We start from the raw sequence: 12,034 nt of genomic DNA on the forward strand, positions 1-12,034 counted from the left end.
GATCGAAGCCGCCTGGATGGAACGGGTGGCAGCGGCAGATGCGCCATAGGCCGCGGAGTGTACCCAGCACGGCGCCGTGCTTCTCAATCGCGCCGATCATGTAGTTGCTGCATGTCGGATAGAAGCGGCATTGGCGGCCGAAGATAGGACTCAGCGTCCATTGATAGCAGCGGACGAGCAGGATTAGCGCCCAGCTGGGTCCGCGCACCGCCATTTCCCACAGAAACCGCATGTCGTGCTCGCATTCCATTCGAATTGGTTCACGACGGAGACACGGAGGCGCGGAGACAGGCAGGCAGAGCGAGTTGGGCGGTACTTGACGCTGGGCGGCGCATGATGGAATTCGTCCCTGGTTTTGGTCCGGTCGATGCGTCAAGATACGCCTCTTGTTGTAACAAAGCGACCGGCCCGCGGCATCCTGGGCCATGGCGTGATCGCGACGCCGCGATGGAATTCGATTCTTCATACGACCGGTGCATGACCATGAAATCCAAGATTGATCGACCGAGGCCGACTTTCCGCTGGGCTGCCTTGCTGGCGATTGTTCTTATCGCTGGCGCTGTGGGGACGGCTGCCGGCCAGGATGGCGCTTCGCGGCGGGTCGTCAAGGAAACCCCGCTGGGGCAGGTCGACCTCTCGGAATACGACGCCAAGAAGCCGACATTTTGGGTCAGTCCGGACGGACGCCACGCGGCGTATTTGACCGAGAAAGGTATTGTGATCGACGGGAAGGCCAGCCCCGACTACGAATTCGGAGTGAAACCTGAGAGCTTCACCTTCAGCCCCGACAGTCAGCGAACCGCGTATACGGCGATCGCCCTGCGCGAGCATCGCGACGAGGTGCTGGTGCTGGATGGCGTCGAAGGAGAAAAGGGCTATTCGTCGATCGGCGCCGGTCCCGTGTTCAGCCCAGACAGCAAGCACGTGGGGATGATCGCCCGCTTGAGCGCTTCGTCGTTCGACCAGGTTCCGGTCATCGACGGCCGCGAAGGGGAGCCTCACGAGGATTATAGTTGGGAGTCGACCTTCAGCGCGGACAGTAAACGCTTCATCTACGGAGTGAAGATCGGCGAAAACTACGTGATGCACGAAGACAGCGTCGACGGCTCCGAACCGCGTGTGGAACATGCGCATGGCCCGGCGACCTTGCGCGGCAATCTGTTCTTCGGCCTGGATGGACAACTGGGTTACGTCGCCTCGACGCCGGATCACAAGTGTTTCCTGGTTTACGACGGCCAGGAAGATCCGAATCGGTACGAAGAGATTCAATACATTCGCGTCAGCCGCAACGGCAAACATGTCGCCTATGTGGCGGAGCCTCAAAGTTTTCGCCACGTCGTGGTCGCCCATGGCAAGCCCGGCAAGGTCTATGACGACCTCGACGTCGACTCTCTGGAGATCAGCCCGGACGGCCAGCACTGGGGCTATGTGATCGAAGAACGTCGAAAATGGTGCGTGGTCTTAGACGGCAAAGAGCAAAAGCAATACGACGGCGTGAGCAGCCCGGTTTATAGCCCGGACAGCCAGCGCGTGGCCTACCTGGCTGTGGCGAATGGCAAATTGATGTCGGTCGTGAACGGCAAGGAAGGCAAAACCTATGACGATCGTGATTTGCCGGTCTTCAGCCCGGACAGCAAATCGGCCGCGTTCTGGGCCAAACAAGGCGAGCGGAGCTTCATCGTCTACAACGGCCAGAAGCAGCCGGACTACGATGACGTCGGCACGCCGAAATATAGCTCGAACAGCCAGCGCGTGGCGTACCTGGCTCAGAAGAATGGGCGCTGGATGATGGCCGAGCCGGGCAAGGAAGGAAAGCTCTACGACGACATCAAAGGGACCTTCTACTTCAGTGACGACAGCCTTCACTTGGCAATGGTCGCGTACGACAACCAGCGCCAAGTGGTGGTAGTCGACGGCCAGGAAGGAAACCGCTACGACGAAATCATCACATTAGGCGGCGTCACCAAACTGCACTTCGACGACGGCGACGCGTTCCATTACCTGGCGAGGAAGGGGAATGATTTGTTCCTCGTCGAGGAGACGTTGGGGGAATAGGCGTTCCGTCTGATCGACGGATCCTCTGTAGCCGAGGTCAGTGACCTCGGTGCATTGGACGTCACAATCTTAAACCACGAAAGGCACGAAAAACACGAACGAGTTGTGGGCGATTGAATAGGCCACACGACTGTGATTTGACATTGTCGCGTATCCTTTCGTGTTTTTCGCGCCTTTCGTGGTTTCAAATCTGTTTGGGACCAGCGCATTAACCTTGACCACGTCGGAACCCCGAGGTCACAGACCTCGGCTACAGGAGATCGTTGTCTTGCTTCGTGTTGAGTAAGCGCAAGCCGTTGAGTACGACGAGGAGGCTCATGCCGGTGTCGGCGGCGATGGCGGTCCAGAGCGAGGCTCCGCCGAATAGATTGAGGACCACGAAGGCGACTTTCACGCCGAGTGCCGCGAAGATGTTTTGCCGGATGATGTTGAGTGTGCGACGGGAATGCGAGATCAGCCATGGAATCGCCGCGAGATCGTCGCTCATCAGAGCGACGTCGGCAGTTTCCAGGGCGGCGTCGGCGCCAGCTACGCCCATGGCGATGCCGAGCGTTGCACGGGCCAGCGCCGGGGCGTCGTTGACGCCGTCGCCGATCATGGCCACCGCGCCGTGTTGAGCGACGAGCTGCTCAACGGCTTGCACCTTGTCTTCCGGCAGCAGGCCGGCGCGGATTTCGTCGACGGCGACCAGCCGGCCGATGGCATCGGCCGCCGCCTGATGATCTCCGGTGAGCATCACGATCGGTGCGATCCCAGCGCCATGCAGTTGCCTGATTACATCGGTCGCCTCGGCGCGAAGTTGATCCTGCAAGGCCAGCAGTCCGCAAACGTGATGATCTTCGCCGACGATGACCACGCTGTCGCCGCGCGCCTGCAATTCGGCGAGTGCTCGGCGAAGCTCCGGCGTGTCTTCGCCGCGTTCCATCATCAATCGCGGCGAACCGACCCAAACGGCGCGTCCGCGCAGTCGGGCTGTGGCGCCCTTGCCAGGCAGAATGCGGTAGTCTGCAGCTGACGTTGCATCGATGCCTCGCTCGACGGCCGCGGCGACGATCGCTCGCCCCAAGAGATGCGTGGCGTGCCGCTCGATCGAGGCGGCAATCTCGATCAACTCCTCGGCGGTGTGTCCAGAAAAGGGAACGACCTCGTGCAACACGGGCCGGCCGGCGGTGAGCGTGCCCGTTTTGTCGAAGGCGATGGCGCGGATGCGCGCGGCGGCCTCTAACGGCGGTCCACCCTTAATCAAGATGCCGCGCCGCGCCGCCGAGGTGAGCGCCGCCACGATGCTGACCGGCGTGGAGATCACCAGCGCACAGGGGCAGGCGATCACCAGCAACACGAGCCCGCGATAAATCCACGCGGACCAGCCGCCGCCAAGCACTAGTGGCGGCAACAACGCTACGGTCGCTGCGGTCGCCATGACGACGGGCGTGTAGATCCGCGCAAAGCGTTCCACCCATTGCTCGCTGGGGCCGCGTTTACTTTGAGCGTCGCCGACGAGTGTGACGATTCGCGCCAGCGTCGTGTCGGCGGCGGGCTTGGTGGTCGAAATATGAATCGCGCCATCGAGGTTGATGGCGCCCGCGAAAACTGAGTCGCCGGTTCCGCGTTGCACCGGCGTCGCTTCGCCGGTGATCGGCGCTTGATCGATCGAAGTGGCGCCACGAAGGATTCGCCCGTCGAGCGGGATTTTTTCGCCGGGCGGCACGACGATCGTACTGCCCACAGCGACTTCGGCGGGGTCTCGTAGTTCTTCGCGTCCGCTTTCGTCAACGACGCGTGCGCGCGTGGGAGCGGCGGACATGAGGGCGGCGATCGCGCTGCGCGCGCGGCCCACGCTCCACGATTCCAGCGTGAGCGAGAGCGCGAACAGGAACGCCACCATCGCGGCTTCGTGCTCTTCCCCCAGTAAGACGGCGCCGCAAACGGCGACGACCATCAGGAGATTCATGTCGGGCCGCAGTCGGACGAGGGCGCGCCAGGCCTTCGGCAGCACAAACCACGTGCCCGCGATCGTTGCCGCGATATAGAACAGGCGCACTGGCAGCGGCGCCTCGCCATCCGCGACGAGCAAACTCCTCCAACCGTTACTGGCAAGTTGCCCGAGCCATGCCAGGCCGATCAGCGAGCCGGACAGAAGCAGCGCCACCGCGCGCGGGCTTCGCCAAGCCGGTGAGACGAGAGCGGCGTCGAGCGGAAGTTCTTGCCAAGGTTCGGCGGTTAAGGCGGCCCGTTGTACGGCCTGAATGATGCCGGCATCGGAAATCAGCGACGGATCGCGAGTCACCGTGAGCTTGCCGCGCAGGACGTCGAACGCCAGCTCGACCACGCCCGGCTGGCCAGCCAGTTCCGCGCGAATCGCGGCGACCTCTTCGGCACAGTCCATACCGTGGACAATAAAACTGGTTTGGTCCATATCGGAACTGTTCAAGGAGGGCCGGAATCCCCAGCCGTTTGGCACTCAATAGACGGGAACATAATAATGCGACAAATTTACGGGGATTTTGCGACCGATCTTGCCCCGCACGCCGCTTTAGAGAGTGTAGGCGATGCGCTATGCGATCGCCTGCGGCCCAACGCCCGGCGTAGATTTCATTCCATGGTTCATCGGCGGCGACGCATCGGCTGGCGCAAAGTTACTTTAGTAGGTTCCGCCAATCGTTCTCGCTGTCGACGGGGCAGTCCAGGGAGGGATCTCGCCGGGCGATTTTTTTTCGGTGCCCCTGGGGGCTGCATCAGTAGTAGCTGAAGAAAGGGTTGCACCAAAAAGTTGACCGTTGCCCAAGCAAGCGGTAGATTTAGGGGCTGTGGGTGCAAGTCGCCGGGGGCCAGGGTGCGCAGGGGGCTTCCAGCGAGGGGAACTCTTTTGTTGGCGTAAGTCGATGTCGCTTACGTATTTCAAACGCTACCGGATGGAAATCGACCTGACGGCGGGGCCCATTGCACGGCCGCGCTTGCCGGTTGGATTTCGTTTGGTTCCCTGGCGCACGAGCCTGCTGGAAACCCACGCCGAGGCGAAATATCTTAGCTTTCGGCAGGAATTGGATGCCAACGTCTTCCCTTGTTTGGGCGATTTCGACGGCTGCTTGCGATTGATGCGGGAGATTGCGGCGCGCGAGGGATTTCTGCCTGAAGCCACCTGGCTCGTGGCCCATGATCGCCCCTTGACCGTTGCCGAGTATTGCGGGACGATCCAAGGCGTCCGCGATCGAAACGACGTGGGCGCCATCCAGAATCTCGGGGTGACGCCGGAATACCGCGATCATGGCTTTGGTTCGGCGCTGATGCTCCGAGCTTTGGCCGGCTTCCAGGCGGCGGGCTTGAAACGGGCCTACCTGGAAGTGACCGCGCAAAACGAAGGAGCGATCCGGTTATATCGGAGATTGGGATTCTTCAAGGCCCGTACGGTCTACAAGGCTGTCGAGGTGGCCTATAGTTGACCGTGAAACAGGCCATCTTCGTCCACGAATTTCCGTCCGGGTTGGTGCTGCTGGCTGAGAGCATGGAATGGCTCGAGTCGGCGTCGCTCACCGTGCGCATCCCGGCTGGTTGCAACTACGACCCCGAAGATCGCGCGGGTCTGGCCGGCATGACCTGCGAGCAGGCCCTCCGCGGCGCCGGCCCCAGGGACAGCCGAGAGTTTATTACCGATCTCGACAACTTGGGCGTCGAGCGGGGCGAAGGGATTTCCTCTTCGCATCAAAGCTTCAGCGCCGCCACGTTGGCGGCAAATTTGGCCCCGGCGCTCGAGATTTACGCCGATTTGATCTTGCGCCCGCATTTGCCGGACGACCAACTCGAGGCGTCGCGCAACGTGGTCTTGCAGGAACTGCAGGCGATCGAGGACGAGCCGAGCCAGAAGGTCATGCAGGAGTTGCGGCGGCAGCATTACCCCGACCCCTGGGGCCGTCCCAGCCAAGGGGACGAAGCCGGCGTCACCGCGACGACCAACGATGACATCCGCGCGTTCTGGAATACGCATTGCCGCCCGGACGGGTCGATCATCTCGGTCGCCGGGCGTTTCGATTGGCCAGCGTTGCTGGATCAAGTTACGCGCTTATTTGGGGATTGGCCTTCGCGTGGCGTGGAGGAGATCGTCGAGCATCCGGCCCCGCGCAGCGTCACGCACATCCCGCACGAATCGAATCAAACGCAAGTGGCGATCGCGTACGCCAGCCTGCCGTACAAACATCCGGATTACTTCCGCGCCTGGGGCTCCGTCGGCGTACTCAGCGGTGGCATGAGCGCGCGATTGTTTACCGAGGTCCGAGAGAAGCGCGGGCTCTGCTATACCGTGTACGCCTCGCACCACACGCAGCGCGAGCGCGGCGACGTCTTTTGCTACGCGGGCACCAGCGCCGAGCGAGCGCAAGAAACATTGGACGTCACGCTGGCGGAGTTGATTCGCCTCAAGGACGGCGTGCTGTCCGAGGAGATTGATCGGCTCAAGGCGCGGATCAAGAGCTCTTTGATTATGCAGCAGGAATCGAGCGGCGCCCGGGCGTCGTCGATCGCGCGCGATTGGTATTTGCTAGGACGCGTGCGGACGCTGGACGAAATCGAAACGGCGATCGACGGGCTGACAGCGGCCGGCATCAGCGAGTATCTCGCCACGCAGCCGCCGCGTGATTTTACGATTGTCACGCTGGGACAGCAGGCGCTGGAGGTCCGCGATGGAGTTTCGTAGTCACCGGCTCGCCAACGGATTGGAAATCGTCGCCGAGTGCAATCCCGACGCACGCACCACGGCGGTCGGCTTTTTTGTGAAGACCGGCGCGCGAGATGAAACTGCGGAAGTAGCCGGCGTAAGTCATTTTCTCGAACACATGGTCTTCAAAGGCACCGCCCGCCGCAGCGCCGCCGACGTGAACCGCGAGTTCGACGAGTTAGGCGCGCATTACAACGCGTTCACCAGCAAGGAACACACGGCCTATTACGCCGCGATGCTGCCGGAACTGACCGAGCGGCAGGTGGACCTGCTGGCGGACATCATGCGGCCCGCGTTGCGGACAGCGGATTTCGGCACCGAGAAGCAGGTGATCCTCGAAGCAATCAAGATGTACGAGGACCAGCCGCCGTTCGGCGCCGACGAGAAATGCGAAGCGGCGCATTACGGCCAGCACCCCTTGGCGCAAAGCGTGCTGGGAACGATCGAGTCCGTCGGTGCTTTGCCAGTCGAGGCGATGCGCGAGTACTTTGAGCGACGCTACAGTCCGGGCAATTTAGCGCTAGCCGCTGCCGGCAAGGTGGATTTCGGCGAATTGGTGCGCATTGCCGACGAACGCTGCGGCGCATGGACGCCAGCGAATGCGGAGCGCGTATTACTGCCCGCTGGGCCGCATGCGGAGTTCCGCGTGCTGCACAAGGAATCGTCGACACTGGAGTACGTGTTGCAGCTCTCGATGGCACCGGGCGCCATGGATGACGACCGCTACGCCGCGAAGATTTTGGCGACGGTCCTGGGAGACGACACCGGGAGCCGGCTGTATTGGGCGCTGGTCGATACCGGCCTGGCGGAAAGCGCCGGCGTGGGACACTACGATTACCAAGAAACCGGGCTGTTCGGCACGTCGTTCAATTGCGAGGCGGACAACACCGCCAGCAACTTGCAGATGGTCCGCGACATCTTTCGCCGCGCCGAACAAGACGGCATCGCCCCGGCGGAGATGTTCCAGGCGAAGAACAAGATCAATTCCCGCGTCGTGCTCGGCAGCGAGCGTCCGCGCGTGCGGCTGTTCACGGTGGGCGGAAACTGGATTCAACGCCGCGAGTACCGCTCGGTGCGTGATGACCTCGACGCCGTGGAGCGAGTGACCATCGCCGACTTAGAAGAGGTGCTTCGCAAGTACCCGTTGAGCGTGAATACGACGTTCGCGGTCGGGCCGTTGACGACGTTGGATCCGCCAGCGTGATCCGCAGTGCGGCCACACACACTAGCCCGTAGCGCAAACGAGGGAGAGTGGGTTGCTCTCGACCTAATCGTCGCATTCAGTCGCCTTACGCTTCTGTCCGATCCCAAGCCTCGAACAGCAAGCGGAAATCTCGCAGCGACGCGGGCTTCGGCAAATAGTGGTGGAAACCAGCGTCTTCGGCCATTTGTCGCTGCTCAGGCTGAAAGCCGCCAGAGTAGGCCAAGAGATAGATGCCTTGCCCCCGCAACTGGCGGGCGAGATCGAAACCGGTCAGCGCGCCGTCGAGCGTAGTTTCGCAGATCAACAGTTCCGTGGAGCGTTTCTGCACCTCATGCAGCGCTTCATCCACGTTCGCCGCGGAGGCCACTTCGTGGCCCAATGATTGCAGCAACATACAAAGCGCTTGACGCGCATCGGCGTTCGGGTCTACGACAAGAATCGTCCGACTTCGCATGACTCCCGCTTTCCGCACTTAACGCAAGCAGACCGGCCAAGGCAAGAGACAAGCAAGCCATATGCCAAAGCCGAAAGAAACGACAATCACGATGTTGTCGAATTGCGCGACCTTCAAGTCGTGGAGCGACATGATCGCAGCGCGTTCACTTCGGCTGCCCTGAATGCGCCGTGCGAAAGCGATGCTAGCCCTTCGGAAGGAGCGGCTACGCTACTGAGGGCGCGGCGATCGGCAAGCGCACGACGAATTCGCTGCCGTGCGAAACGCCGGGGCTGGTGGCGCTGACGCTGCCGCCGTGGAGTTCGACCAGCTTGGAGACTAGCGCCAGACCGATACCCAGGCCGCCGGAACTGCGGCCGGGTCCGCCATCGGCTTGGACGAAGAGTTTGAAGATTTCTGGCAGGACGTCCGGCGCGATGCCGATTCCCTCGTCGCGCACGCGCGTGACCGCTTCCTTGCCGTCGGCGCGAAGTTGCAGGAAGATCGATTTGCCCGGCGGGGAATACTTGCAGGCGTTGTGCAACAAGTTCACGAGCACTTGCGTCAGCCTGAAAGCATCGCCGGTGATGATGACTTGCTCCGCTGGCAGATCGACGTGTAGCTTCTGCCCACGCTCTTCGATGGCGCCGCGGGTCATTTCAATGGCCCGTTGAGCGATTTCCAACAAGTCGGTCGGTTCCTGCGAGATCGTGAGTTTGCCGGCGGCCGCGCGCGAGACGTCCAGCAGGTCGCCCACGAGTCGCGTCAAGTGTTCGGTGCTGCGCCGCATGATGCCGTGCATTTCCGAAGCGGCGACGTCCGGCGATTGAAGTTCCTGGACGTCCAGCGCCGAGGTTAATGGCGCGAGGAAGTTCCGCAGCTCATGCGAAAGCACGCTGAGGAATTCGTTCATCCGCTGGTGCGTGGACTGCAGAGCCTGATCGCGATGATGAACGAACGCCGCGATGCTGGCCTCGATCGCTTCGTCAATCCCCAGACCGAGCGCCATGCACTCTCGCGTTTGCAACGGCTGCGGCAGTGTTGTGTCCAGAAAATCGAAGATTACTAATCGCAGGATTTGGTAGTCGCGCACGACTTCGGTTAACTTCCAGCCGACTTCCCAACGTTGTTGGCCGTGCTCGACCGCAAACCAGCGATGCTCACGCGCATCCGCCTTCGATGACTTGGCCAAGGCGCGGCCCAGCGCGCGCAGCCAGTCGGGCAAGCTGTCACGGAGCTCGGCTCGAAACACCTCGTCGGCCGTCGGTTGTTCGATCAGCGCCCGTTCCGACCAGCGCTCGACCAATACGTCGGCGTGCGACTCGACAAGCGAGCCAATTTCCCGAAATCGTTCGGACCAGAGTTGCGCGGGATCGAGAGACATCGTCACGGAGCGACAGTGTGCGAGGGAAGACCTCCATCATACATCCAACGCTGCCCGCCGCCAGTTCGTGTCGGCGGGCAGCAAATTTGCGCACACACCCGCGGATTTGGGGGCGGCGATGACTGCCGACGTGGGCGCGATGCCGTCAGTCGGACGTGCTACTCGCCGTTCGGTCGATCGATATCGACGTCCACCTTCGGACCGCCAGGCGCCCGGTCGACGTCCACTTTGACATCCACGCCGCCTGGTCGTCCGGCGTCGATGTGAATATCGGCGTCGCCGGCAGGAGCGGGAGCGGGGACGGTAGCCGGCGGGACCGTCTGGGGCCGAGGTTCATTGCAGCCAAGCGAGGGGATCAGCAGAATGCCAGACAAGAACAGTGCGTGTCGCATGGTGGTTTCCAATTATAAAACGTGGTGGTGCAAATCGAATCAACGGGAAATGCAAATGCGATGCCACGTGGGATGAAATGGAATCAATCCGGCGAAGGTGCTTCCGTTAGCCAGATTCCAAATCACGGGCCCCATGGCGGTGCAAGATCGCCAAGGCTTCGATCGCGCGTCGACCAGCCTGGACGGTGAGCAACATCTGGCCCGCTGAGAGTTCCTGCACAAAGAACTGAACCTCGGGTTCGCTGAGGCCGAGGCCGATCAGCCCTCCTGCGAGTCCGCCCGTAGCCGCGCCGGCGACCGCGCTGGCTAAGACACTGCCAAGCATGCCGCCCGCGATGATTGGTCCGATGGCCGGCAACATCCCAGCCGCGATGCCGAGGGCCCACAGGCTGCCCAATCCGACGCCGGCGATCGCCCCGTCGGCCACACTCGTTTCCGCACTCGTTTCCACTGTGGATTCGGGCTCGCTGATCGAGGAGGGCGGCGTCCATTCGTTGGCATCGGCACGGGCCATCACGCCGAGCTGATGGGCAGTAAAGTTTGCCTTCCGCAAATCGTGGAGCGCCGCATCGACGTTAGCGGCATCGCCAAAGACGCCCAGCACAATCCGATTTGATTCGCCTGAAGATTCGCGCAGAGGGAATTGATGCTCAGTCATGACGGTGCTCCTCGAAGTCCGCAAGAGTCTCCTCTGTGCGTGCGGCGCATTCGATGGCGCAAAAAAACGCCCGAGAGGAAACTCCGTCTCCCCTCGGACCAGGCGTGTCGGCGTAGCACGCCTTCGCTTGCGTGCGGCGGTGCAAGCCGTTTAGGTGCGGCTGTGCGTGGAGGCGAATTCGTCAACTTGCTTTTCGGCTTCGTCCTTGGCGATGCCATATTTCTTTTGAATCAAGCCAGCCAACTGGTCGCGCTTGCCTGCCACAACATCCAACTCATCGTCGGTGAGTTTTCCCCATTGCTCGCGGACCTTACCTCTGAGTTGTTTCCATTGTCCTTCGACAGTATCCCAGTTCATGGCATTGCTCCTGAATGGTGAGTGCGAGAGTTTAGTCGTCGCGAAAGTGAAGTCGCAACTGCCGTGCCATCGCAGGTTCGCATTCATCTGCGTGGCGACCGAGATGGTTGATAGGAATTGCGTCGCGCGCTTGGCGATCACCTTGAGTGGCGTGCGTTCACAAGAGCAATTCACAAAGCGTCACATAGCGCATTAATAGGATACACCGACATACAAGCCACACAATTGTCAGTGGCATGGTCTTTGCATTAACCCGAAAACCATGGGTCACACGCCGTTGATGGCGTCGTTCCAATAGCCGAGTGAGCTATCGACGAAACCCGATAAACCTTGTTTGGGAGAATTGACCATGCGGCACTACTGCTTCGTCGCCTTGACATCATCCGCTATGATGCTGGGCGGCCTGGGATGCCAGAAGAGTTTGGAAAGCGAAAAACAAGACGTGCGCGAAGCCGCGCAAGAGGCGAACGAGGAAATCGCCGAAGAGCGGGATGACGTGCGCGAAGCCGCAAAAGAAGGTCACGACGCGGTCATCGAAGAACAGCGCGACGTGGAAGACGCCGCTGCGGAAGGCGCGGAAGCCGTCAAGGAAGAACAACGCGACGTGCAGCACGCGGCCCGCGATCAAACGCCGTAGTCCCTCCACTTCGTCCACCAATACGCCGACGGGCGATCTGGCCGAGCGCACTCGCTTTCCCAAGCGAGTGCATCGCGCCAGGTCGCCCGTTTTGCATGCGCCCCATCGTCCCCTTTCGCTCCTAGGCTGTGAATCTATGGCGAAAGCGAGTTTGGGTTGATCTGCGGAAAGAGTTTTGTTGTTCTTGGGCGGTGATTTGCGTGAGA

General features: G+C 61.4%; 12 protein-coding genes. 5 read left to right on the forward strand and 7 right to left on the reverse strand.

Annotated features, from left to right (window positions below; all coding sequences use genetic code 11):
• On the reverse strand, positions 1–232 hold a 232-nt coding region (yidD, locus tag SGJ19_02580), incomplete at its 3' end, for a membrane protein insertion efficiency factor YidD (GenBank protein MDZ4779119.1).
• Positions 233–483: 251 nt separating this feature from the next.
• Here yidD and SGJ19_02585 point away from each other — a divergent pair.
• Positions 484–2,055 (forward strand): hypothetical protein, encoded by a 1,572-nt coding sequence (locus SGJ19_02585; protein ID MDZ4779120.1) that lies wholly within the window; start codon positions 484–486, stop codon positions 2,053–2,055.
• A 250-nt stretch (positions 2,056–2,305) separates the two neighbouring features.
• Here SGJ19_02585 and SGJ19_02590 read toward each other — a convergent pair whose 3' ends face one another.
• On the reverse strand, positions 2,306–4,471 hold the full coding sequence (locus tag SGJ19_02590; GenBank protein MDZ4779121.1) for a cation-translocating P-type ATPase: 2,166 nt from the start codon (positions 4,469–4,471) through the stop codon (positions 2,306–2,308).
• A 466-nt stretch (positions 4,472–4,937) separates the two neighbouring features.
• On the opposite strand from SGJ19_02590, the gene SGJ19_02595 reads away from it, so the two are divergent.
• The 3 genes from SGJ19_02595 to SGJ19_02605 are packed head-to-tail and all read left to right on the forward strand — an operon-like array spanning position 4,938 to position 7,967.
• Positions 4,938–5,495 (forward strand): GNAT family N-acetyltransferase, encoded by a 558-nt coding sequence (locus SGJ19_02595; protein MDZ4779122.1) that lies wholly within the window; start codon positions 4,938–4,940, stop codon positions 5,493–5,495.
• 2 nt (positions 5,496–5,497) lie between these two features.
• Complete coding sequence (locus SGJ19_02600; GenBank protein ID MDZ4779123.1) at positions 5,498–6,742, forward strand: pitrilysin family protein; 1,245 nt, start codon at positions 5,498–5,500, stop codon at positions 6,740–6,742.
• Positions 6,729–7,967 (forward strand): pitrilysin family protein, encoded by a 1,239-nt coding sequence (locus SGJ19_02605; GenBank protein ID MDZ4779124.1) that lies wholly within the window; start codon positions 6,729–6,731, stop codon positions 7,965–7,967. Before SGJ19_02600 ends, SGJ19_02605 begins: the two co-directional genes overlap by 14 nt.
• Positions 7,968–8,052: 85 nt before the next feature.
• Here SGJ19_02605 and SGJ19_02610 read toward each other — a convergent pair whose 3' ends face one another.
• The 5 genes from SGJ19_02610 to SGJ19_02630 form a co-directional block, all read right to left on the reverse strand.
• On the reverse strand, positions 8,053–8,421 hold the full coding sequence (locus SGJ19_02610; GenBank protein ID MDZ4779125.1) for a response regulator: 369 nt from the start codon (positions 8,419–8,421) through the stop codon (positions 8,053–8,055).
• A 205-nt stretch (positions 8,422–8,626) separates the two neighbouring features.
• Positions 8,627–9,784, reverse strand: coding sequence for a HAMP domain-containing sensor histidine kinase (locus tag SGJ19_02615; protein ID MDZ4779126.1), 1,158 nt, complete (start codon positions 9,782–9,784; stop codon positions 8,627–8,629).
• A 158-nt stretch (positions 9,785–9,942) separates the two neighbouring features.
• Entirely contained in the window at positions 9,943–10,176 is a 234-nt protein-coding gene (locus SGJ19_02620; protein MDZ4779127.1) for a hypothetical protein, read from the reverse strand.
• 106 nt (positions 10,177–10,282) lie between these two features.
• Complete coding sequence (locus SGJ19_02625) at positions 10,283–10,834, reverse strand: hypothetical protein (GenBank protein MDZ4779128.1); 552 nt, start codon at positions 10,832–10,834, stop codon at positions 10,283–10,285.
• 150 nt (positions 10,835–10,984) lie between these two features.
• On the reverse strand, positions 10,985–11,191 hold the full coding sequence (locus SGJ19_02630; GenBank protein ID MDZ4779129.1) for a CsbD family protein: 207 nt from the start codon (positions 11,189–11,191) through the stop codon (positions 10,985–10,987).
• Positions 11,192–11,540: 349 nt separating this feature from the next.
• Between SGJ19_02630 and SGJ19_02635 the strand changes: the two genes are divergently transcribed.
• Positions 11,541–11,828, forward strand: a complete 288-nt coding sequence (locus SGJ19_02635) for a hypothetical protein (protein ID MDZ4779130.1) — start codon at positions 11,541–11,543, stop codon at positions 11,826–11,828.
• Positions 11,829–12,034 lie beyond the last annotated feature (206 nt).

Source organism: Planctomycetia bacterium (assembly GCA_034440135.1).
GTDB lineage: Bacteria > Planctomycetota > Planctomycetia > Pirellulales > JALHLM01 > JALHLM01.